Here is a 22,927-nt window from a genome sequence, read left to right on the forward strand (position 1 = left end):
GGCCGCTTGTCATGTCGTCGTCTGGGAACCCAACCATGACTGAACATACGAAGGTCGATTTCGGTGCAGAGCGCGTCGACGGGGAAACCGCATCGACGCCTGGCCCAACCGTGCTCGAAAAGGCGGCGCCCCGCAGCGAGCGCATGGCGAGCAACAAGATCGAGTGCAATGCATGCCCCGTGTTGTGCCAGATCTCCGTCGGCCGCACCGGCGCGTGCGACCGCTACGCCAATTCAGACGGACGGCTGATCCGGGTCGACCCCGTGGTGTTCGTGTCGCGCACGCTGGCGGCCGGCGAAAACGCCCAGGAGCCGGCTGCGATCGAATTTGGTGCAGCGGCTGAGGCGAACACGGACGCAAACACCGAAGCAACGGCGCATCAATATCAGCATCAGGATCAGACGCTCTTCGTCACCGGTGTCGGCGCCTCGTCCACCTATCCCGACTACAAGCCCGCGCCGTTCATCGTTGCATCGAAGCTCGACGACGTCGACATGGTGACGGTCGTCACCGAAGGCATCTTCAGCTATTGCAGCTTCAAGGTCAAAATCGACACTGACCGTTTCCTCGGGCCAGAGCAATCGAATGTGCGCTGCCAAGGGGAGATGATCGGCCACGTGACCACGGCCGAATACGGCTCGCAGATGTTGAGCCTCGGCGGTGTGCATCATCTGACGGGCGGCAGCAAGAAAGAAGGCCGCGTGACGTGCGACATGATGCTCGCGCTCGGCAACAAGCAGGCGGTCGAACTGAGCATCGACGGTGGTGCGAGTCTCGTGATCCGCGCGGGTGCGGCTCCGATCGTGGACGGCGTCGAGGAACAGCGTATGCGGGTGGGCTGCGGCTCGGCCACCATCGGCATCTTCGCCAAACAATGGTTCGGGCATGTCGACGAAGTGGTCGTGGTCGACGACCACATTACCGGCGTGCTCACCGAGCATCAGGCGGGACGGTGCCTCGGCATGACGCGCTCAGGTCTGAAGATTCGCGGCCGGAAATCGACGCCGGGTCGCTATTTTCAGGTTGCGAATCCTGGTACGGGCTGGGGCGGCACGGATATTCAGGACCCCCTGGCCATTATCGAAGGCTTCGATCCGTCCGTGGCGCGGCCGGGTATGCGCTTGCTGATGGTATCGACTACCGGCGAGCATGCGCAGTGGTATGAACTGGACGCCAACCTCGTGCCGCGCATCATGGACATGCCGGCCATCGTGCGCAGCACGGTCGAGCGGATTGGCGAAAATTGCGAACCGTCCCTCGCGACGGTGCTGTTTCTGGGCGGCGCGGGCGGCAGCTTGCGCGCCGGTGCGACCGAGAATCCCGTCCTGCTGACCCGGGCCATCAAGCAGCGCCTCGTGAATGTGACATGCGGCGGTGCGCCGGCGTATGTGTGGCCGGGCGGCGGCATTACGGTGATGGTCGATGTGACGCGCATGCCGGATCGTTCGTTCGGTACGGTGCCCACGCCGGCGATCGTCGCGCCGATCGAATTCACCATGAGCTATGACGTGTACCGCGACCTCGGCGGCCACCTCGACGCCGTGCGCTCGCTCGACAGTGTGCTGGCCAACGGGCCGGATCACGTCGAAGGAGCGCCGCTCGCGCGCCGCACACTCGCGCGCCACCCCGATAATCCGTGGCCGCCCGGCATGCCGCCGATGCTCGGGTGACGATCATGACCGCGACCCGCACGCCACTCGACGCCACCCGCTGGCACTTGCAGCACGGCCCGATCGATCTGGTCATCGGCGCCGATGGCGACGCCACAGCCGTGCAGGCCGCGCACGAAGCATGCTGGGAGCGCTTTACCAGTGTGCTGGGCGAACTGGTGGGGGAACTGCCATGCCTGCGCCGCCCGGTACCTCACGACGCGTCGAGCCGGCCATGCGAGGGCCGTGTCGCGAGCCGCATGTGGCACGCGTGCCACCCGTATCGGACGCGCTATATCACGCCGATGGCCGCGGTGGCCGGCAGTGTCGCGGACGAACTGATCGAGGCGTTCGCCCGCGCGGGCGTGTCGCGCGCGTTCGTCAACAACGGTGGCGACATTGCGCTTTATCTGAGCGCAGCACAGCAGTACCGTATCGGTGTATTCACCGATCTCGCCCAATTCGACGTCAACCGGCCAGGCAGTCGCCTTCAGCTCGATGCTAACCTGACGCTCGATGCAGCCTCGCCGGTGCGCGGCATCGCCACCAGCGGCTGGCGTGGCCGCAGTTTCAGCCTCGGCATTGCGGATAGCGTGACGGTGCTGGCACGTAGCGCGGCCGCCGCTGATGCCGCCGCGACGATGATCGCGAATGCCGTGGATCTGCAGCATGACGGTATCGTGCGCCGTCCGGCCTCGACGCTAAAAGACGACAGCGATCTCGGCGACCTGCTGGTGACGGTCGATGTGCCGCCGTTGCCGCAACCGCTGATCGACATTGCGCTCGCGCGTGGCGCCGGCGAAGCGGTCCGTCTGCACGAGCAAGGTTTGATCGAAGGCGCCGCGCTGTTTTTGCAGCGCAGCGTGCGTGTGGTCGGCATGGTCGATCGGCTCGCAGCGGTGCCGGCTGCGAGCGGCGGCCTGCGCGCGCGCCGCGACACCTATTACCCAACGGAGGCTCCGTGTTCGAAATACGCCGCGTGCTGACGCACGTCGAAGACATCTTTCACGAGTTCGGTCCGGCGCCTGCGCAGCCGTTGCGCAAGGGCGCGATTGCGGCTGTGATGACCAACCCGTTTGCGGGTCGTTACGAGGCTGACATCCAGTACGCCATGGAGGCGCTCAAGTCGATCGGCGTCGACATGGCGCAGCGGTTGCTGGCGGCCATGGCCGTCCCGCATGCGGCGATCGAAAGCTACGGGAAGGGCGCGATTGTCGGCGCGGCCGGCGAACTCGAGCATGGCGCGTTGTGGCATGTGCCGGGCGGCTATGCGATGCGCGAACTGCTGGAAAAGAACGGAGTGCCGACTAATGCGATCGTGCCGTCCACCAAGAAGGTGGGCGCGCCGTCCACTGCACTCGACGTGCCGCTGACCCACGTGAACGCGAGCTACGTGCGCAGTCACTTCGATGCGCTCGAGGTCCGGGTGCCTGGCGCGCCGGCGGCGGACGAGGTGGTCTATATCCTCGTGATGGGCACCGGACAGCGCGTGCATGCACGCGTCGGCGGTCTCGCGAAAGAGGCCATTGTCGGCAAGGACGGTCTGCGCTAAACGGCATCGACCTCGACGTCCCCACGAACAGACTGAACGCAGACGCAGCGAACCCATCCACGGAGAGCGAAATGGCAATCAAGCTTCGCAAGCTGGTAGTGCAGGTGGACGAAACACGCATTGAAATGGGCCAGACAATCGATCCGCCGGCGCGCCGCGCGGTCGCCATCGCGGTGATTGAAAATCCCTACGCAGGCCGCTTCGAAGCGAAGCTGGAGGCGCTGATCGACGCGGGCGAGGAACTCGGCGCACTGCTCGGCAAGAAATGCGTCGAGGCGCTGGGTATTGCGCCCGGCGAAGCGCAAAGTTACGGTAAGGCCGCGATCGTGGGCGAGGCGGGCGAACTGGAGCACGCTGCGGCGATCCTGCATCCGAAGCTCGGCGCGCCGCTACGCGTCGCGGTGGAGAAGGGTGCCGCGCTGGTGCCGTCGGCCAAGAAGATGGGCACGCTCGGGACGGCGATCGATGTGCCGCTCGGCCACAAGGACGCGGCCTTCGTGCGCAGTCATTTCGACGCCATCGAAGCGCGGGTGTCCGATGCGCCGCGCGCCAACGAGATTGTGGTGGCGGTCGCGGTGACCGCCTCGGGCCGGCCATTGCCGCGCATCGGCGGATTGCAGGTCAGCGAAATCAAAGGGGAAGACGGTTTGCGCTGAATCATTTCGCTGGTAGTGTCCTGCGCATTGGGTGGATTGCACGCCGCTGAGGATTACGATGCTTTCGAATCTGCTGGTACAACTGATCAATGGACTCGCCGACGCGTCGACGCTGTTTCTCGTCGCCGCGGGGCTGTCATTGATCTTTGGCGTCACACGCATCGTCAACTTCGCGCACGGTTCGTTCTATATGGTCGGCATTTACGTCGCCTATAGCATTGCCAGCCGTTTCGGCCAGACGACGGGCGGCTTCTGGCTCTCCGTGCTGGCTGCGGCGCTGGTGGTCGCGGTGCTCGGCGCGCTCGTCGAAATAGTCGTGTTGCGGCGTATCTATCAGGCCCCCGAACTGTTTCATCTGCTCGCCACCTTCGCGCTGGTGCTGATTTTCCGTGATGCCGCGCTCTGGCTGTGGGGCCCTGAAGAACTGTTTGGGCCCCGTGCACCGCATCTGGCCGGTGCGGTCAATCTGCTGGGTCATGCGTTGCCTACTTACGATATCGCACTGATCGTGATCGGTCCGCTGGTGCTGCTGTTGCTGTGGTACAGCCTCACGCGCACGCGCTGGGGCACGTTGGTGCGGGCGGCGACGCAGGATCGCGAGATGCTCGGCGCGCTGGGGATCAACCAGGCGTGGCTGTTTACCGGCGTGTTTTTTGTGGGTGCGTTTCTCGCCGGTCTGGGCGGCGCGTTGCAGGGGCCGCGCATGTCGGCGAATCTGTCGCTCGATCTGGAGACCATCGGCAATGCATTCGTCGTCGTGGTGGTGGGCGGCATGGGTTCCATCCCCGGTGCCTTCGTTGCGGCGTTACTGATTGCCGAGATCAAGGCGCTGTGTATCGGCATTGGACACGTGTCGATTGGCGGGATCGATTTTTCGCTGAGCCGCTTCACGCTGGTCGCCGAGTTCGTGGTGATGGCCGTCGTGCTGGTCGTGCGGCCTTGGGGTTTATTTGGGCGTGCCAGCGCGGCGGTGCGTGGCATGGCCGCACCGGACACGCCGCTGCGACCCGCTGGCAAACGTGTGAAATGGCTGGCAGTGGCGGTGTTGGCTGTGCTCGTGCTCGCACCCTTGGCTGCCAAAGCGTTTCCTTATATGCCCATCCTGCTGGTCGAAATCCTGATTGCCGTGCTGTTCGCCACGAGCCTGCATTTCATCATGGGACCGGGCGGCATGCATTCGTTTGGGCATGCCGCGTATTTCGGACTCGGCGCGTACGGCGCCGCGCTCTTTCTCAAAGTCCTGAATCTGCCGATGGAAGCGGCGCTGTTACTCGGGCCGTTGCTCGCGCTCGGCGGGGCGCTTGTGTTCGGCTGGTTCTGTGTGCGGCTGTCCGGCGTGTATCTGGCGATGCTGACGCTCGCATTTGCGCAGATCGTCTGGTCGGTGGTGTTTCAGTGGGACGACGTGACGGGAGGCAGTAACGGCGTGCTGGGATTATGGCCGTCGAACAGGCTATCCTCGCCGGTCGCCTATTACTACCTGACGCTTGCATGTGTTGCCGTGTGCGTCTGGCTGCTGCGGCGCATGCTGTTTTCACCGCTCGGTTATGCCATGCGGGCTTCGCGTGATTCGGGCTTGCGCGCAGAGGCGATCGGTATCGACGTCAAGCGGGTGCAGTGGGTGTCGTTCGTGATCGCTTCGGTGTTCTGCGGTCTGGCCGGCTCCTTGTACGCGTTTTCGAAGGGCACGATTTCGCCGGAGGTCATCAGCGTGAGCCGTTCCGTCGACGGCCTGGTGATGGTGCTGCTCGGCGGTCTGCAGACCTTGAGCGGACCGATTGTCGGCGCAGCGGTCTTTACGTGGCTGCAGGATACGGTCGCACGTCAGACCGATTACTGGCAGGCGCTGCTCGGGCTGGCCATTCTGCTGCTGGTGATTGCGTTCCCGCAAGGCATGGTGGGCTTTATCCGCGACCGCTTCGGCGATGATGACGCCACCACGAAAAACGGACCTGCAGGCGGTGTCCCCGAAACAGAGCGCAGTGGTGGGCCTGCGCCTTCAGCCTCGCAGGCAGCCGCCATGAAGGAGGGCCTATGAGTCTCCTGCGCGTAGCGGGCCTGTCTAAATCGTTCGGTGGACTGAGGGCCGTCGACGACGTGTCGTTCGAACTCGAAGCCGGTCAACTGCTCGCCTTGCTGGGTCCGAACGGCGCCGGAAAATCGACCTGTTTCAACATGGTCAACGGTCAACTTCGGCCGTCGTCCGGTTCGATCCGGCTCGATGATCACGAACTCGTCGGCATGCGGCCGCGCGATATCTGGCGACTCGGCGTGGGCCGAACGTTCCAGATCGCCGCAACCTTCAATTCGATGACCGTCCTTGAAAACGTGCAGATGGCGCTGGTGTCGCGCGAACGCAAACTGTTTGGTCTGTGGAAGCCCGCGGGATCGTGGTACGCCGATGAAGCGTTCGGCCTGCTCGAACAGGTCGGCATGGGCGCGGACGCGCATCGAGCCTGCGGCGTGCTGGCGTACGGCGACGTCAAGCGCGTTGAACTCGCTATCGCCATGGCAAACCGTCCGAAGCTGCTGCTGATGGACGAACCGACCGCCGGCATGGCGCCGAGGGAGCGCAACGAGCTGATGGCGCTGACCAGGCGTCTCGTCACGGAGCACAAGATTGGCGTGCTGTTCACCGAGCACAGCATGGACGTGGTGTTCGCCTACGCCGACCGCATGATCGTATTGGCGCGCGGCAAACTGATCGCCGAAGGCAGTGCCGACACGATCCGCAACGACGCTCGCGTGCAGGAAGTGTATTTCGGCACCGGCAAGACTTTCCAGGCGCATGCAGCGCTCGAGCATCAGGATAACCAGGTAAGTCATCAAGGGGCGTTGCCATGAGCGAGCCCATGCTCAAAGTCTCCGGCCTCAATGCGTTCTATGGCCGCGCGCATATCCTGTTCGACGTCGGTCTGGAAGTGGGGCGCGGAGAAGTGGTGGCGCTGATGGGCCGCAACGGCGCGGGCAAATCCACCACGATGAAGGCGGTGATGGGCCTGCTGCCGCGCCGCCAGGGCGAAGTGCGGTTTCGAGGTGCGGACATTGCGACGCTGCCGCCGTACCGGATCGCGCGCATGGGCATGGGTTTCGTACCGGAAGACCGCCGCGTGTTCTCCGATCTCACGGTGATGGAGAACCTGGATGCGGGCCGTCAACCGCCGCGCGAAGGCGCACCGCAGTGGACGCCGGAGAAACTGTTCCGGCTTTTTCCCAATCTCGGCGAAATGCCGAGGCGGCCCGGCGGCCAGATGAGCGGCGGCGAACAGCAAATGCTGACCGTTTCGCGCACGCTGATGGGCAATCCGTATCTGGTGTTGCTCGATGAGCCGTCCGAGGGTGTGGCGCCGGTCATCGTCGAGCAGATGGCGAACATGATTCTCGAACTCAAGCGCGAAGGGTTGTCGATACTGTTGTCCGAACAGAACCTGCACTTCGCCGAACTGGTCAGCGACCGCGCGTATGTCCTCGAAAAAGGGCAGATCCGCTTTAGCGGCACGATCGGCGAACTCGCGAAGAACGAAACAGTCAGGCGCGCTTATCTGAGTGTCTGATTCCTGCGGCGCGGCCCGCGCGTCCAGCGTCAGGCGGGCGAGCGGTTGCGTCGGGTAGTCGTGGCGAAAGGAGAAGCAGATGGCAGCAGAGACGTTGACAGGATTGTCGGGCAAAGTCGTGGTAACGAATATTGGCCTGCTGTTATCCGGCGATATCGACAAGCCGATTCTCGACGCCGACACGCTGGTGATCGACGACGGCGTGATCGTCGCCGTGGGCAAGGAGAAAGATTGCGAGCTCGAAGGCGCGCGCACCAGGGTCGATTGCAAAGGCACGACGGTGACGCCTGGTCTGATCGATTCGCACGTGCATCCTGTCTTCGGCGACTGGACGCCGCGGCAGAACCAGATGGGCTGGATCGAATCGAATCTGAACGGCGGCGTGACAACAATGATCTCGGCGGGCGAAGTGCATTTGCCAGGACGTCCTAAGGATGTGATCGGCGTGAAGGCCCTCGCGATTACAGCGCAACGCTCGTTCGAAGGCATGCGCGGAGCAGGTGTCGGCGGCGGTGTGAAAGTGCTGGCCGGCGCGCCTGTGATCGAAAAGGGCATGGTCGAGGAAGACTTCAAGGAATTGTCGGAAGCGGGCGTGAAGCTGCTGGGCGAAGTGGGTCTGGGCAGCGTGAAAGCGGGTGAAGAAGCCGGCCAGATGGTGGCATGGGCACGCAAGTATGGAATCCAAAGCACGATTCACACGGGCGGACCGTCGATTCCCGGCTCAGGGCTGATCGACAAGGACGTCGTGCTGGTGGCCGATGCGGACGTCATCGGTCACATCAACGGCGGCCACACATCCCTGCCGTACCGCCACGTCTGCGATCTGTGCGAGCAATCCACCCGCGCGCTGGAAATCGTCCATAACGGCAACGAACGGATTGCGTTGCTCACCGCGCGTCACGCCGTCGAACTCAAATGTCCGCACCGGATCATTCTTGGCACCGACAGTCCCGCAGGTTCGGGCGTGCAACCGCTCGGCATTCTGCGGATGATCGCGTTGATTTCGAGTCTCGCTGACGTCCCCGCCGAAATCGCCTTTTGCTTTGCGACCGGCAATACCGCAAGGCAGCGCAATCTGCGCCAGGGGCTGATCGAAGTGGGCCGCCCGGCGGACCTGGTGTTCATGGATCGCGCGCAGCACACGGCCGGCAGCACGCTGCTCGAAAGCGTGCAACTCGGCGATATACCGGGCGTGGGCATGGTGATGATCGACGGCTTGATCCGTTGCCGGCGCAGTCGCAATACGCCGCCGGCCACCGAAGTGCCGGTGGTCGTCTGAGCGCGCCGCAACCCGTCGACGCTGCGGCCATGAACCGCCCCGCGAGCCTCACGCTCAACGTCAACGGCGCGACGCATGCCGTCAGTGCCGATGTCGACACGCCGTTGCTGTATCTGCTGCGTAACGATCTGGCGCTGAACGGCCCGAAATTCGGCTGCGGACTAGGCGAGTGCGGCGCATGTACGGTGCTGCTCGACGGCGTGCCGACGCGTTCCTGTGTGACGACCGCGAAAGTCGCGCTGGGGCACGAAATCACCACGCTCGAAGGGCTGGGTACGCGTGCCGCGCCCCATCCGGTGCAGCAGGCCTTCATTCAGGAACAGGCCGCGCAGTGCGGCTACTGCCTGAACGGCATGATCATGACCACGAAAGCGCTGCTCGAACGCGACCCTCATCCCAGCGACGACACGATCCGCCGCGAACTGTCGCGCAACCTGTGCCGGTGCGGTGCGCATGTCGAGATCCTGCGCGCCGTGCACTGCGCCGCCGAATTGCTGGCCGTGCAACGCCGCGAGCTTGAAGGGGAGCGCGCATGACCGGACCCGACGTCAGCGTCGAACGTCAGCCGCTCGCGCGCCAGCAGCTTCATGATGCACAGAATGTGCTGATGGTCGTGCGGCCGCCGCAGGCGCCGGTCAAGCCCGCAAGCGGGCAGCCGGGCTCGCGCTCGTCGTACGTGCCCACCATGGCGGACGTCTTCCTCGTGGTGCGCGGCGACGGTAGCGTGATGGCGTTCAATGGACACGTCGATCTGGGAACCGGTATCGGCACGGCGCTCGCGCAGATCGTCGCGGAAGAACTGGACGTGCCGCTCACGCGCGTATCGGTCGTGCTCGGACACACCACTGAAGTGCCGAACCAGGGGCCGACGATTGCGAGCGCAACGATCCAGATTGCTGCGGTGCCGCTGCGATTGGCGGCGGCGCAAGCGCGGCAGTTCCTGGTGCAGCAGGCGGCAGAACGTTTCGGCGTGAGCGTTGATATCCTCGACGTGCGTGACGGGATGGTGTATCGCCGCGGTGAAGCGGTCACGCAAGGCATCGGCTATGGCGAACTGATCGCCGGGCGGCATATCGAACTGACGCTCTCGATGGACACGCCGGTCAAGGCGGCGGAGGCGTATCGCGTGGTCGGCAAGAGCACGGCACGCATCGATATTCCCGCCAAGGCCACCGGCGAGCTGACATTCGTGCACGACGTTCGGGTCCCTGGCATGCTGCACGGCCGGGTGGTGCGTCCGCCTTATGCAGGCATCGCGCAAGGCGATTTCATCGGCAACAGTCTGCTGCACGTCGACGAGGATTCCGTGCGCGACTTGCCCGGTATCGTCAAGGTCGTCGTGATCCGCGACTTTGTGGGTGTCGTGGCGGAGCGCGAGGAAATCGCGCAGCAGGCCGTCAAGCGGCTCAATGTGCAGTGGCGGCCGGTAGCGGGCTTGCCGCCGCTCGAAAGCAGCAGCGAAGTGGAAGCGGCCCTGCGTGCCAATCCCTCGAAGCGTCGCGATCTGGTGATCGAAGGCGACGTCGATGCGGCGCTCGCGCACGAGAGCAATGCGCTGGAACGCATCTACGTCTGGCCGTTCCAGATGCACGCCTCGATCGGACCGTCGTGCGCGGTGGCCGACTATCGTGACGGCGCGCTCAAGGTGTGGTCCGGCACGCAGAATCCGCATTCGTTGCGCGCGGATCTGGCGCTGCTCATGACGCTGGACGAAGCGCATATCGAAGTGGTGCGGATGGAGGCCGCCGGTTGTTACGGCCGCAACTGTGCCGATGACGTGGTCGCGGATGCGGCGTTGCTGTCGCGTGCCGTCGGCAAACCGGTGCGCGTGCAACTATCGCGCGAAGACGAACACGCGTGGGAGCCGAAGGGCGCGGCCCAATTGATGGACGTTCGCGGCGCGGTGGATGCAGACGGCCAGCTCACGGGCTACGATTTCGCGACGCGTTATCCGTCCAACGATGCACCGACGCTCGCGTTGCTGTTGACGGGCGCAATCGCCCCGCAGCCGCAGGTGTTCGAAATGGGTGACCGCACGATCGTGCCGCCTTACGATTACCGGACCATGCGCATCGTATGTGACGACACGCCGCCGATTGTCCGCGCATCGTGGTTGCGCGGTGTCTCTGCGTTGCCCAACACGTTTGCGCACGAATCATTCATCGACGAACTGGCCGTGCAAGCGGGCGTCGACCCGGTCGAATTCCGCCTGCAGCATCTAATCGATCCGCGCGCGGTCGATCTGGTCAAGGCCGTCGCGGACAAGGCCGGCTGGCAGCCGCGCAATGTCGCGCCAGGCGACGGGCATGAACAACAAGCGGAACCCGAAGGCGACATCGCGCGCGGCAGAGGCTTTGCATACGCACGTTACGTACACAGCAAATTCCCCGGCTTCGGCGCAGCGTGGTCGGCGTGGGTGGCGGACATCGAAGTCAACCGCAAGAGCGGCGAACTGGCCGTCACGCGTGTGGTAGTCGGTCAGGATACCGGAACGATGGTCAATCCTGAGGGCGTGCGTCACCAGATCCACGGCAACGTGATCCAGGCAACGAGCCGCGCGTTGAAAGAGCGCGTGACCTTCGGCAAGAACGAAGTCACGAGCCAGGAGTGGGGCGCTTATCCGATCCTGACATTCCGCGAGGTGCCGGTCATTGAAGTGGTGATGATGCCGCGCCACGGCGAGCCGCCCATGGGCACCGGCGAATCGGCCTCGCTGCCGGGTGCGGCGGCGATTGCCAACGCCCTCTACGATGCAACCGGCGTGCGCTTTCGCCGGCCGCCTTTTACCCCGGAGGTGATCCGTGCGGCGCTTGCGGATGGTCCTGCACAAGAGGCGGCCGCGGCAGCCGTCGCACGCAGGAAAAAGCGCTGGCGCTTCGGTTTGCTGGGCGCGTTGGCCGCAGGGACCGCGGGTTGGCTGAGTGTGGCGTCTTTTGCACCGCAGCCCATTGCGCCGATCACGCCGCCGCTCGCGTCGGCGTTTGCGCCGGAGTTGATCGCGCGCGGCAAGCTGCTCGCTTCGCTCGGCGATTGTGCCGTCTGCCATACCGCGCGCCATGGTGTGCCGAACGCCGGTGGTCGCGCACTCGATACGCCATTCGGCACGATCTACACCACGAATATCACGCCGGATGAGCAGACAGGTATCGGCAACTGGTCGTTCGAGGCGTTCGTGCGTGCGATGCGCCAAGGCATTCATCGCGATGGACGGCACCTGTACCCCGCTTTTCCGTACACGTCATTCAAAAACGTTTCGGACGACGATCTGAAAGCCCTTTACGCTTACCTGATGGCGCAAACACCGGTACGCTCGCGTCCGCCGGAAACGAAGCTGGCGTTTCCGTTCGGTGTGCGGCCCATGATGGCTGCATGGAACAGCCTGTTTCTGAAGCGCAATACCTTCACGCAGGATATGACGCAAACGGCGCAATGGAATCGCGGTGCGTATCTGGTCAACGGCCTAGGTCATTGCAGTGCGTGCCACACGCGGCGTAATGCCTTCGGCGCCGAGAAAAGCGGTTCAGCATTTCTCGGCGGCGGCATGGCTGAAGGCTGGGAAGCGCCCGCCTTGACCACCTTGTCCAACGCACCCGTACCTTGGACCGAAGACGAACTGTTCAGCTATCTGCGCTTCGGTCACGCGCCGTTGCACGGTGTGGCAGCCGGTCCGATGGGTCCGGTCGTCAGCGAACTCGCGCACCTGCCCGATAGCGACATCCGCGCGATGGCGAACTATCTCGCCTCGCTCAACCCAGCCGGGGCGAATGCAAATCCGCAAGCGCTGGCGCGGGAATATGAAGCGGCCAGCGTGGCGACGCCGCTGGCATCCGGTCTCGGCGCGCGGCTGTTCGACGGCGCCTGCGCGGCGTGCCATCACACCGGCACCGGGCCGCAACTATTTGGCGCGCATCCGTCGCTGGCGCTCAACACGAATCTGCATAGTGCGGCGCCCGACAACCTGATACGCGTCATTCTCGAAGGCATCGGCTCGCCTGCGCGGCCCGAACTCGGTACGATGCCTGCGTATCGCGACAGTTTCAATGACGCTCAGGTGGCCGAACTGGTTGCGTACCTGCGTCAACAGTTTGCCGGCGGCAAGCCCGCGTGGCAGGACGTCGAGGCGACGGTGGCGCGCATTCGCGCGGCGCCGCGCGCCGATTGACTGCTTCGATTCGCCAGGTAGCACATTCGCATTCCCGCAATCCCACTGATAACGGAGAAAGGCATGACCCCACGCGCAGGATGGATCTCTCGTCTGAGTGTCTCGTTGGCACTCTCGCTGACGGTGCTCGGGGCTGCGGCCCAGGAGACGATCAAGATTGGCGAAATCAACAGCTATAAGGCTCAACCGGCTTTTCTCGGCCCCTACAAGAACGGCTGGAATCTCGCGCTTGACGAGGTGAATGCGTCGGGCGGGGTGCTCGGCAAGAAACTCGAAGTCGTATCGCGCGACGACAACGCCAATCCGGGCGATACGGTACGCGTCGCGCAGGAACTGGTCACCGGCGAGGGCGTGCAGTTGCTGTTCGGCGGCTTTCTGTCGAATACGGGCCTGGCACTCGCCGATTACGCCAAACAGCGGCACGTGTTCTTCCTCGCCGCCGAACCGCTGACCGACAAGATCGTGTGGGCCGACGGCAACAAATACACGTACCGTCTGCGTCCCTCCACGTACATGCAGGTCGCGATGCTGGTGCCGGAAGCCCTCAAGCTGCATAAAAAGCGCTGGGCGCTGGTGTATCCGAACTACGAGTACGGTCAGTCGGCGGTGGCGACCTTCAAGCGGCTGATGCAGGCCGCGCAGCCGGACATCGAGTTCGTTTCGGATCAGGCCACGCCGCTCGGCAATCTCGATGCGGGCGCGGTGACGCAGGCCATTGCCGATGCCAAGCCGGACGCGATTTTCAACGTGCTGTTCGGCGCGGATCTCGGCAAATTCGTACGTCAGGGGAATACGACCGGGCTCTTCAAGGATCGCAGCGTGGTTTCGTTGCTGACGGGTGAGCCGGACTATCTGGACCCGCTCGGTGCCGAAGCGCCGACCGGCTGGATCGTGACCGGCTACCCGTGGTATTCCATCGATACGGCCGCCAACAAGAAATTCGTCGACGCGTATCAGGCGAAATATCACGACTATCCGCGACTCGGCTCGGTAGTGGGCTATTCGGCGTTGATGTCGATTGCGGACGGTCTGAAGAAAGCCGGCTCCACGGATCCCGACAAGCTCGCCGCCGCGTTCAAGGGCTTGAACGTCGATACGCCGTTTGGACCCATTACGTATCGCGCGCAGGACAACCAGTCGACCATGGGCGCTTTTGTGGGTGTGACCGGCGTGAAGGACGGCAAGGGCGTCATGACGTCGTACCGCTATATCGACGGCGCGAGCGTGCAGCCGTCGGACGCCGAAGTGAAGAAGCTGCGTCCGGCTGACTGAGGCCAATGTTAAGGCACGCTAAGCTTTATCGGTAGCGTGCGCTCCAATCCGGGTCTGGCGAAATCGTCGCGATTTCGCCGCCCGCGCTACTCTTCCGCGTCGTGCTCGATCACAAAGCGGCGCAAATAGGCGAGCACGGCCGCTTCCGCCGTGCGGTGATCGGCGCGGCTTTTCGCGCCGGCGTTCTCCTCGTCGCCGAACAGCGTCGACGGTGCGTTGTGCACATCCACTTCCTGCCCTTCGCGGAATACACGAATCTCGTGGACGTCCTCGGCATAATCGGCGACCCAATGGACTCCTTCAATATGGACGCCTACGCGTAAGTTGGATGTCTTCATACGCTTCTCCCGGTTGACCGGACAACCGGAGCCAAGGCACCGGCACTTATCGCAACCATACGCCGTCCGCGCGGATGCCGCACGGGTTGAGCGGTTTTTCCCATGGCACAGCGGTTGCTGCATGAATGCAGGCCTACATTCAATCTGGAGGACTGTCATGCCCGAACAGAAAACCATCCGCCGTGCCCGGGCCGATAAGCGCGCCGGCAAAGCCGCTAGCACCCAGGCCGGCGAATTCGTCAAGGAGGAAGTCGACCGCGTGCGCGCGGGCAAGCTGGGTGTGAAATCCGCCAAACAGGCGATCGCGATTGGTTTGTCCAAAGCACGCCGCGCCGGTGTCGATCTGAAGGCGCCGAAGAAGGGTACGACCAGCGAGGCGACCCGCAAAAAGGCCGCCAAGGACAACGCTGCGGGCCAGCATAAAGCCGCTGAAAAAAGCGGCAGCTCCGAATCGAAGGCGAAGCGTGCCCGTGCTGCCACCACGGCGCTCAAGCGCGAAAGCGGCCAGGGCGCATCGGGCGCGGCGTTGTCGAAACAGACCAAGACGGCAGCCGCGCGCCGCCCGGCCGCGAGCCGTTCGGCGGCGGCGAAGAAGGCGGCCAGCACCAAGGGCGCGGCCGGTCGGTCGGCCGCGGCGAAGAAGGCCGCTCCTACGCGGGCCGCGCGCTCACATCATTGAAGTGTGCTTCGAAGGCCGAGGGCGGCGGCACCATGCTGCCGCCCAAACCGCTTGTTACTCCATGTGTTACACAGACGCCCGGCACGCCTGCACGAGGTCACGCTCGCGGTTGCCGCACCGCAGGCGGGCTATGTCACGCGCATCGATTGCCGGGCGTTGGGTCTGACGGTGGTGGAACTGGGCGGCGGCAGGCGCCGCGCCGATGACCGTATCGACTATCAGGTCGGTTTGACAGACCTCGTCGAAGTCGGACAATACGTCGAGGCGGGAGTGCCGCTGGCGCGGGTTCATGATCGCGATCAATCAGCAGCACTGCACGCGGCCGCTGAGATCGAGGCAGCATTCACGCTGGCCGACACCGCCACGACGGCGCCGCTCGCGGTGTACGGCCTGATCGAGTGAACGTATCGACGCGTGAGCGCATGCGAATCCCGCGACTTCCTGATCCTGATGCGGAGGGGTAGTGAAACACGAAGAGTTGATAGAAGAAGCACGCAAAGCGCGCGAGCGTGCCTATGCGCCTTATTCCGGCTTTCTGGTGGGCGCGGCGCTGGAAGCGAGCGACGGCACCCTTTTCCACGGCTGCAATGTCGAGAATGCCTCGTATGGCTTGTGCAATTGCGCCGAACGTACGGCGTTTTTCAGCGCAGTGGCCGCGGGCTATCGTCCGGGGCAGTTCAAGACGCTGGCCTTGATCGGCAAAACCGACGGTCCCATTGCGCCATGCGGCGCGTGTCGCCAGGTGATGATCGAGCTTGGCTCGCCGCGACTTGAAGTCGTGCTAAGCAACCTGGATGGCGAGGTCGAAGTGACCAGCGCCGGCGCGCTGCTGCCGGGCGCGTTTTATCTGGAGCCGGACGGCGCGTCTGTCGCGTGACGGCAAGCGTGACGCGGCGGCTTTCTCTCCGCAGCCAACCGAACCAAACCGAATCGAACCGAACCAAACCGAATCGAACCGAACCGAACAATGTGAGTAACCAATCATGCATAAGGTAATTTTCGACACGGACCCCGGTGTCGACGACTCGATGGCGCTGGTGTTTCAGACGCTTCATCCGGAGATCGAACTGATCGGCGTGACCTCGGTGTTCGGTAATGCGACGATCGAAACCACCACCCGTAACGCGGCTTATCTGGTCGAACGGTTTGCGGATCCCTCAGTGGTGGTGGCGCGTGGCGCGGGAAAGCCGCTGCGCCGCGCGACGCCCGAACCGATTCCGCACATTCACGGGCACAACGGCCTCGGCGACATCGCGCTTCCCGCGCTAGCCGACGACGGCCTCGCGCGGCTAGATGCGCGGCCGGCCCATCGCTTCATCATCGACGAAATTCGCCAGCACCCGCATGAGATCAATCTGATCGCCGTGGGGCCCATGACCAATCTCGCGCTGGCGTTGCAGGAAGATCCGGAGATTCAGCACCTCGTCCAGCAGGTCATCATCATGGGTGGCGCGTTTGGCATCAACGGCGTATTGGGCAATGTGAGCCCGTGTGCAGAGGCGAATATTTCAGCGGATCCCGACGCGGCGGATCGCGTATTTGCGGCGGACTGGAAGGTCACTGCGGTAGGGCTGGACGTCACGCAAAAGGCCGTGATGCACACCGCTTACCTTGATCGCATCCGTCAGCAGGGCGGCGAGGCCGGGCAGTTTATCTGGGACGTGTCGCGGCTGTACGAACAGTTTCATATCGACAGTTCAGGTGTGCAGGGCATCTACGTCCACGATTCGTCGGCGGTCGCCTATCTGGTGGCGCCCGAGCTTTATCAGATCCGGCGCGGGGCCGTGCGGGTGGTCGTGGACGGCATCGCCATCGGCCAAACCATCCAGAAGCCGGAGACCATGGGCGTGCCTGCGCCGGACTGGGATAATTCGACGCGGCAGGACGTGTGCGTGGATGTCGACGTGGAAGGTTTCCTGAAGCTTTACTTCGACACGATCGTCGGAAGTGTTGCTTAGGACAAGCAATCAGTCACGGCGGCAAGCGTGATGCAACGGGAACTTCACGAAAGCGTAGCCACGTGAACACGACTTGTGGGAATAGAAGGCACGCCCGGTCATGAGACGTGCCCGATTCAGGCGGCGGCACGATGCCGCCGCCCGTTGCGTCTTTACTGAAGGGTGGCGAGCACGTCGCGCACGGTCTTGAAGATATGCTGGATCTGCTCCTCGTCGATGATCAGCGGCGGCGAGAAAGCGAGGATGTCGCCCGTGAAGCGGACCAGCACGCCGGCCTCGAAGCATTTGACGAACGCTTCATAGGCGCGCGCGCCCGGTGCACCGTCGCGCGGCTCGAGTTCGATGCCGGCGACCATGCCGAGATTGCGAATGTCCTTCACGTGTTTGGCATCGCGTAGCGCGTGCGCCGCGGTTTCGAAGGCCGGCGCGAGCGAGGCAGCACGGCCGAACAGGTCGTCACGGCGATACAGATCGAGCGTGGCCACCGCGGCGGCAGCCGCGACCGGGTGCGCCGAGTAGGTATAACCGTGGAACAGTTCGATCGCTCCTTGCGCGCCGCCGTTGACGACGGTGTCGTGAATCGTGCGGCTAGCGGCCACCGCGCCCATCGGAATGGCGGCGTTGTTGATGGCCTTGGCCATGGTCAGCAAATCCGGCGTGACGCCGAAATACTCGCTGGCCGTCGCCTTGCCCAGACGCCCAAAGCCGGTAATCACCTCGTCGAAAATCAGCAGGATGCCGTGCTTCGTGCAGATGTCGCGCAGCTTCTGCAGATAGCCCTGCGGCGGGACCAGCACGCCCGTCGAGCCGGCCACCGGTTCGACGATCACCGCCGCGATCGTCGAGGCGTCGTGCAGCGTCACGATGCGCTCGAGTTCGTCGGCCAGATGCGCGCCCCATGCAGGCTGGCCTTTCGAAAACGCGTTCTGTTCGAGATTATGGGTGTGCGGCAGATGATCCACTGCCGGCAGCAGCGCGCCCGAGAAGGTCTTGCGATTCGGCGCGATGCCGCCAACCGAGATGCCGCCGAAGCCTACGCCGTGATAGCCGCGTTCGCGACCGATCAAACGGGTGCGCTGGCTTTCGCCGCGCGCGCGGTGATACGCCAGCGCGATCTTCAGCGCCGTGTCCACCGACTCCGAACCCGAGTTCGTGAAGAAAATCCGATCAAGGCCGGCCGGCATCAGTTCGGCGACTTTGGTGGCCGCCTGGAAGGCGAGCGGGTGGCCCATCTGGAAGGTCGGCGCGAAGTCCAGCGTGGAAAGCTGCTGGGTGATCGCTGCGACGATTTCGTCGCGGCTATGGCCGGCGTTCACGCACCACAGGCCAGCGCAACCGTCGAGTACCTCGCGTCCGTCCGTCGTGCGGTAGTACATGCCCTTGGCCGATTCCAGCAGGCGCGGCGCCGCCTTGAACTGGCGGTTGGCGGTGAAGGGCATCCAGAACGACGACAGATCGTCGATGACGGGGCGCGAATTCATGGCTTTCTCCTCGAAGTGATCCCCAAGGGTCTTCCTTCGGGGCGTTGCGAAACTGTAGCGTCCGCGGTTAAATGGCGCACATAAACAGTTGATGCACTGCGCTGCTAACTGTACAGGCGAAGTTGCTGAAACTGTGTTGGTCGTTTGAGCGTTCCGCACTTCATCCCGTTGGCCCCATTGCGACCCTCGCCATGATTGAACTTGAACTGGAACGCGACCGCCGCACCGCGCCCACGCTCGTTGAGCAGCTGGTGCAAGGCTTTGCGGGCGCCATCGAGGCGCAGTCGCTGCGGGCCGGCGCGCTGCTGCCGTCGGTGCGGCAACTGGCGTCGAGCCATGACCTGAGCACGTTTACCGTGACGGAGGCTTACAACCGTCTGGTTTCAATGGGTCTGGTGGTGGCCCGGCGCGGCTCCGGATACCGGGTGGCGGCGCGCGCGCAGGCCGCCCGCGCCAGCGCGACCGACTGGCAACCGCCCAGTCTGACCGCGACCTGGCTACTGTCTGACGTGTTTGCCGACCATTCGGTGCCGATCAAGGCCGGCGGCGGCTGGCTGCCGAACGAATGGATCAACGAAAACGGCTTGCAGCAGGCGCTGCGGGCGCTGAGCCGGGTGCCGGGGCCGCGCATGGGCGATTACGGCCATCCCTACGGTTTTGCGCCGCTGCGTGAGCGGATTGCCGGGCAGCTCGACCGGCATGGCTTGCCGGTCGAAGTGTCGAACGTGCTGCTCACGCAGGGCGCGACCCAGGCGCTCGATCTGATCGTGCGGACGCTGCTGCGCGCCGGCGACGTGGTGCTCGTCGAAGATCCTGGCTACTGCAACCTGCTGCAGATTCTCAAGCTGGCGGGGCTGGTGGTGTATGGCGTGCCGCGCACGCCGGCCGGCGTCGACACGGAGGTGCTGGAAACGCTGGTCGCGACGCATCGCCCGAAGGCAATCTTCGTCAACACGACGCTGCAGAATCCGACCGGTGCGACCTTCGGCATGGCCGCGGCCTTCCGTCTGCTGCAGATCGCGGAGCGCGCGCGCATGTGGGTGATCGAGGATGACGTGAGCCGCGAACTCGCGCCGCCGGGCGCGCCGCTGTTTGCGGCGATGGAGGGTTTGCAGCGCGTGCTTTACGTCGGCGGATTCTCGAAGACGGTCACGCCGGCGCTGCGCTGCGGCTATGTGGTGGCCGAGCGCGACGTCCTGCGCGAACTGGCGCGTACCAAGATGGCGGTGGGGCTGACTTCATCGGAGACGATCGAACGGATCGTCGACAAGGTGCTGCTCGAAGGCCGCTACGCTCGTCATGTGGAGGACGTGTACGAGCGGCTCAAGGCCGCGCATGCGGTAGTGGAAGGGCGGCTCGACACGCTGGGGCTGGAACTATTTCACCGGCCGCGTGCGGGGCTATTTCTGTGGGCGCGTCTGCCCATTGAACCCGGACGTGCCGGCGAGGTGGCGACGGCGGCCCTCACGCACGGCATCTGGCTTGCGCCGGGTTCTTATTTCAGACCGGATGACGCGGCCAGCGCGTGGTTCCGGTTCAACGCACCGTATTCGACGGATGACGCCTTGTGGCGTTTTATCGAGCGGGTCGGCGAGGCGTGAGCTAGCTCAGCAAACGTGCCGCGATCGGATACAGCGTTGCGACCAGCAACAGCGCCATCACCACGTTGAAGATGCGCAAGCGCTTCGGATCCGCGAGCACTTGCCGCATGGCCGTGCCGAAACCCGCCCACAGCGCGATACACGGCAAACCGATCACGTAAAACAGCAGGGCCATCAACAGGACGTTGTGACTGAAGCTCTCGCTGACATGAATGGTCGTGGCGGCGGTCAGCACCATCATCCAGGCTTTCGGATTGACCCACTGGAAGGCGGCCGCTTCGAGAAACTTCATGGGCCGGCGTTCGCCGTTGCGCAGCTTGACCTCGCCCGAGGTGCCGATTTTCCACGCGAGATAGAGCAGATAGGCGACGCTGGCGATTTCCAGCACCGTGTACAACACCGGAAAACGCTGAAACGCTTCGCCGAGACCGAAGCCGACCGCCAGCATCAGCACCACGACGCCGAGGCTAATGCCGAACAGATGCGGCAGCGTGCGGCGAAAGCCGAAATTGACGCCCGAGGCGAGCAACATGGTGTTGTTCGGTCCTGGCGTGATGGTGGTGACGAGCGCAAACAGGATGCCGGCGGGCAACGCGCTGAGGGATTCGAAAGGCATGGGGGCTCCTGTGTCGATGCATTTTAAAGCAGTCTATCGACGAAGGCCGGTACAGTAACGGTACAGATTGAATGATGGTGTCCGGTACAGATGGGACGCGGGTCGGATCAGGCTGTACGGGGCGCCTTCGGACGACAGTAATAGTGAGATTCGCGCCATTAATAGTGAGATTTACGACAGCATTAATGAGACTGGAGGTGCGCAGAGGTGACTGGTCACTTGACCGCACTAGGCGCGACGATCAGCACGGTCGCGCCGGCGGGCAAATTGGCTGTGCGCGAATGAGCTGCGAAGTCGTATTCGACGAGCGCGCCGTCGCGATACTTGCGGAAGTGCTCGTTGGCGCCGGTGGTCGGCGGCGGGAAATTTTTGGAATTGAAAGCTTGCAGCGCGGCGGCTAGCGACAGATTGCCGCTCGGGAAAAGCAGCATTACGCCTTCGCCGATAGGCGGCGCGAGCCAGTCGCTCGATTCACCGGCGTAGACCGCAAACCATTGGATCCAATCGGTAGTGAGGTCGCCGGTCAAAACGCGACAGTGCACGCCTTCGACAGAGAGTACGGTGCCCTTGCGGCATCCGTTCAAAAATTGGCGTTGCGATTCGTTAGCGTCCATTGCTCCATGATGCCGAGCAAGCACGCGCGAGTCATCGAGGCGCGCTTGTCCGCGCCTCGGGTATATTGATTGGGGCTAGCTAGTGCTTGTCAGAAGTTTGCGGTTGCATCGTCGCGTGGTGCGGCATCTGAAAACAAGACAGATCGATCACGCTGCAAGTAACAGGGGTGACGACTATTCAATGTTTGGCTGGGCCGCGGCGCTCCGACGGCCGTGTACGCCTGAAATGATTTATTCGGTACTTACGCCACTGGATCTATCGGTCATCGGATTGATGAGCCGCTCTGACCACTGGCAGAAGCGACTCTCCGCGACCAAATCCAAGGCTCAAACCCGCCGGTAGCTGCTCGATGGCGATGAGCGCACTGTTGTCGGTTATGATCCTGTCGTCGTTTAGAACTGCATATGATGGGAACCACCTAAGTGCTTCTCTATCGAATTCATAGACTAATTGCCGCGCCGGCACTCCGCGTGTTTTCAGCTTCGCAACCAATTGCGCCGCTTGCGCAGCCGTAGTAGATAGTGCGTCGTGCGCCGCATAGTGCTGCGTCACGTCCTTACCTCGCAATACGAACGATACCTGGCAGCCATCTTGGTGCGATTGGATTTCAAGTATCGGTTGACGCAGATCAGCCAACCTTTCGAGTAACTTCCGCAGCCACCCATTGATGGCGGCATAGGTGCCTTTGCCAGCCTCAGAAGCGATCGAGGTGACGTACGGATTCCAGACGAGGGCCAGAAAGACAAGGCCAACCCTGATCAATTCTTGTGCGGAGTCTGCTGCGTTGTGCGAAGCCTCTGTGCGCTCGACCCGAAGTGGAGCATTGCTTGTGACCAGATCCAGCCACGCCGTTTCCACTTCTCTTGAGTCCGTCGCGATCTGAATCCAAACGTTATCCGGCAACACGGGGAGCGTTTTCGGCGCCGCCGCTAATGCTCTTGTATAGAGGCCCAATCCGCGGAAGTCCAGTACCTCGCCACCCGCGTAATACCCCAAAACGGCAACAACAAACTTTCTGCCGCTTTCACTCTCGAAGTTTGCACTTTCAAGAACCTGTCCTATTGGTCTTCCTGGATCGTGATTGTGGAGAAGGATCCAAGGATCAGTGTTGATTCTGGCTGCTAGTTCTGCGGGATCGACGGAAACCAAGAGTTCGCCGTCGTCACCTCGCGTATCTGACCAGATCACTGCGGGCACAATCTCTCCAAATATTCCCTTTGAGCGACGCCGAATTGCGCCGCGTACCCAGTCACGGGCTGCAGGAGTATCCAACAAATCAGACATAGACATTCCCCGTATCAATTCCTTCTTAGGGTCTAAGGATGGCCTAATGCACTGGTCGCGGCTGGACATCCGGCCGGTAAAGTATAGCTTTCCAAGTTACAACCGACTCATTCGGTATTCCCATGAGATTCTTTGTGGCTCTTTTGAAAATTGTGTGGGTAATGCGGCTCACGAGGCATGCGGGTTGAAGCTGGAGAAATCGAGTTTGCCGGCGATGAGAAAGAGCACGGT

At 63.2% G+C, this 22,927-nt stretch carries 21 protein-coding genes; 16 read left to right on the forward strand and 5 right to left on the reverse strand.

Going from position 1 to position 22,927, the window contains the following annotated elements:
* Positions 1-35: 35 nt before the first annotated feature.
* The 11 genes from P3T43_RS33445 to P3T43_RS33495 all read left to right on the forward strand — a co-directional run bounded on the left by P3T43_RS33445 (position 36) and on the right by P3T43_RS33495 (position 14,124).
* The gene (locus P3T43_RS33445) at positions 36-1,670 is read left to right on the forward strand and encodes a 6-hydroxynicotinate reductase (RefSeq protein ID WP_429285277.1); all 1,635 of its coding nucleotides are present in this window, start codon (positions 36-38) and stop codon (positions 1,668-1,670) included.
* A 5-nt stretch (positions 1,671-1,675) separates the two neighbouring features.
* Positions 1,676-2,635 (forward strand): UPF0280 family protein, encoded by a 960-nt coding sequence (locus P3T43_RS33450; RefSeq protein ID WP_429285278.1) that lies wholly within the window; start codon positions 1,676-1,678, stop codon positions 2,633-2,635.
* The gene (locus tag P3T43_RS33455) at positions 2,611-3,201 is read left to right on the forward strand and encodes an amino acid synthesis family protein (protein ID WP_429285279.1); all 591 of its coding nucleotides are present in this window, start codon (positions 2,611-2,613) and stop codon (positions 3,199-3,201) included. Before P3T43_RS33450 ends, P3T43_RS33455 begins: the two co-directional genes overlap by 25 nt.
* A gap of 71 nt (positions 3,202-3,272) precedes the next feature.
* Positions 3,273-3,857: an amino acid synthesis family protein gene (locus tag P3T43_RS33460; protein WP_429285280.1), complete on the forward strand. Its 585-nt coding sequence runs from the start codon at positions 3,273-3,275 to the stop codon at positions 3,855-3,857.
* Between the two features lie 58 nt (positions 3,858-3,915).
* Entirely contained in the window at positions 3,916-5,895 is a 1,980-nt protein-coding gene (locus P3T43_RS33465) for an ABC transporter permease (RefSeq protein ID WP_429285281.1), read from the forward strand.
* Positions 5,892-6,701: an ABC transporter ATP-binding protein gene (locus P3T43_RS33470; protein WP_429285282.1), complete on the forward strand. Its 810-nt coding sequence runs from the start codon at positions 5,892-5,894 to the stop codon at positions 6,699-6,701. Before P3T43_RS33465 ends, P3T43_RS33470 begins: the two co-directional genes overlap by 4 nt.
* Positions 6,698-7,411: an ABC transporter ATP-binding protein gene (locus P3T43_RS33475; protein ID WP_429285283.1), complete on the forward strand. Its 714-nt coding sequence runs from the start codon at positions 6,698-6,700 to the stop codon at positions 7,409-7,411. Before P3T43_RS33470 ends, P3T43_RS33475 begins: the two co-directional genes overlap by 4 nt.
* Before the next feature lie 79 nt (positions 7,412-7,490).
* Complete coding sequence (locus P3T43_RS33480; RefSeq protein ID WP_429285284.1) at positions 7,491-8,690, forward strand: amidohydrolase family protein; 1,200 nt, start codon at positions 7,491-7,493, stop codon at positions 8,688-8,690.
* Between the two features lie 29 nt (positions 8,691-8,719).
* A complete protein-coding gene (locus P3T43_RS33485; protein ID WP_429285285.1) occupies positions 8,720-9,226 on the forward strand; it encodes a (2Fe-2S)-binding protein in 507 nt (168 codons plus the stop codon).
* Positions 9,223-12,852 carry a molybdopterin cofactor-binding domain-containing protein gene (locus P3T43_RS33490; RefSeq protein ID WP_429285286.1) on the forward strand — a complete coding sequence of 1,210 codons (3,630 nt, stop codon included), beginning with the start codon at positions 9,223-9,225 and terminating at the stop codon, positions 12,850-12,852. Before P3T43_RS33485 ends, P3T43_RS33490 begins: the two co-directional genes overlap by 4 nt.
* A gap of 63 nt (positions 12,853-12,915) precedes the next feature.
* Positions 12,916-14,124 carry an ABC transporter substrate-binding protein gene (locus P3T43_RS33495; protein WP_429285287.1) on the forward strand — a complete coding sequence of 403 codons (1,209 nt, stop codon included), beginning with the start codon at positions 12,916-12,918 and terminating at the stop codon, positions 14,122-14,124.
* 86 nt (positions 14,125-14,210) lie between these two features.
* On the opposite strand, the gene P3T43_RS33500 is transcribed toward P3T43_RS33495, so the two are convergent.
* On the reverse strand, positions 14,211-14,462 hold the full coding sequence (locus P3T43_RS33500; protein WP_429285288.1) for a hypothetical protein: 252 nt from the start codon (positions 14,460-14,462) through the stop codon (positions 14,211-14,213).
* A 157-nt stretch (positions 14,463-14,619) separates the two neighbouring features.
* Between P3T43_RS33500 and P3T43_RS33505 the strand changes: the two genes are divergently transcribed.
* The 4 genes from P3T43_RS33505 to P3T43_RS33520 all read left to right on the forward strand — a co-directional run bounded on the left by P3T43_RS33505 (position 14,620) and on the right by P3T43_RS33520 (position 17,099).
* Positions 14,620-15,141 carry a DUF6496 domain-containing protein gene (locus P3T43_RS33505; protein ID WP_429285289.1) on the forward strand — a complete coding sequence of 174 codons (522 nt, stop codon included), beginning with the start codon at positions 14,620-14,622 and terminating at the stop codon, positions 15,139-15,141.
* 63 nt (positions 15,142-15,204) lie between these two features.
* The gene (locus P3T43_RS33510) at positions 15,205-15,543 is read left to right on the forward strand and encodes a hypothetical protein (RefSeq protein ID WP_429285290.1); all 339 of its coding nucleotides are present in this window, start codon (positions 15,205-15,207) and stop codon (positions 15,541-15,543) included.
* 61 nt (positions 15,544-15,604) lie between these two features.
* The gene (locus P3T43_RS33515; RefSeq protein ID WP_429285291.1) at positions 15,605-16,018 is read left to right on the forward strand and encodes a cytidine deaminase; all 414 of its coding nucleotides are present in this window, start codon (positions 15,605-15,607) and stop codon (positions 16,016-16,018) included.
* A 106-nt stretch (positions 16,019-16,124) separates the two neighbouring features.
* Entirely contained in the window at positions 16,125-17,099 is a 975-nt protein-coding gene (locus tag P3T43_RS33520) for a nucleoside hydrolase (protein ID WP_429285292.1), read from the forward strand.
* 152 nt (positions 17,100-17,251) lie between these two features.
* Here P3T43_RS33520 and P3T43_RS33525 read toward each other — a convergent pair whose 3' ends face one another.
* Positions 17,252-18,580: an aspartate aminotransferase family protein gene (locus P3T43_RS33525; protein WP_429285293.1), complete on the reverse strand. Its 1,329-nt coding sequence runs from the start codon at positions 18,578-18,580 to the stop codon at positions 17,252-17,254.
* A 191-nt stretch (positions 18,581-18,771) separates the two neighbouring features.
* Between P3T43_RS33525 and P3T43_RS33530 the strand changes: the two genes are divergently transcribed.
* A complete protein-coding gene (locus tag P3T43_RS33530) occupies positions 18,772-20,181 on the forward strand; it encodes a PLP-dependent aminotransferase family protein (RefSeq protein WP_429285294.1) in 1,410 nt (469 codons plus the stop codon).
* 1 nt (position 20,182) lies between these two features.
* Here P3T43_RS33530 and P3T43_RS33535 read toward each other — a convergent pair whose 3' ends face one another.
* The 3 genes from P3T43_RS33535 to P3T43_RS33545 form a co-directional block, all read right to left on the reverse strand.
* A complete protein-coding gene (locus tag P3T43_RS33535) occupies positions 20,183-20,797 on the reverse strand; it encodes a LysE family translocator (protein WP_429285295.1) in 615 nt (204 codons plus the stop codon).
* Positions 20,798-21,012: 215 nt separating this feature from the next.
* Positions 21,013-21,411: a phage baseplate assembly protein V gene (locus P3T43_RS33540; protein ID WP_429285296.1), complete on the reverse strand. Its 399-nt coding sequence runs from the start codon at positions 21,409-21,411 to the stop codon at positions 21,013-21,015.
* 256 nt (positions 21,412-21,667) lie between these two features.
* Positions 21,668-22,702 (reverse strand): hypothetical protein, encoded by a 1,035-nt coding sequence (locus P3T43_RS33545; protein WP_429285297.1) that lies wholly within the window; start codon positions 22,700-22,702, stop codon positions 21,668-21,670.
* Between the last annotated feature and the right edge of the window lie 225 nt (positions 22,703-22,927).

The sequence above is a fragment of the Paraburkholderia sp. GAS41 genome (assembly GCF_050436545.1).
Classification (GTDB): domain Bacteria; phylum Pseudomonadota; class Gammaproteobacteria; order Burkholderiales; family Burkholderiaceae; genus Paraburkholderia.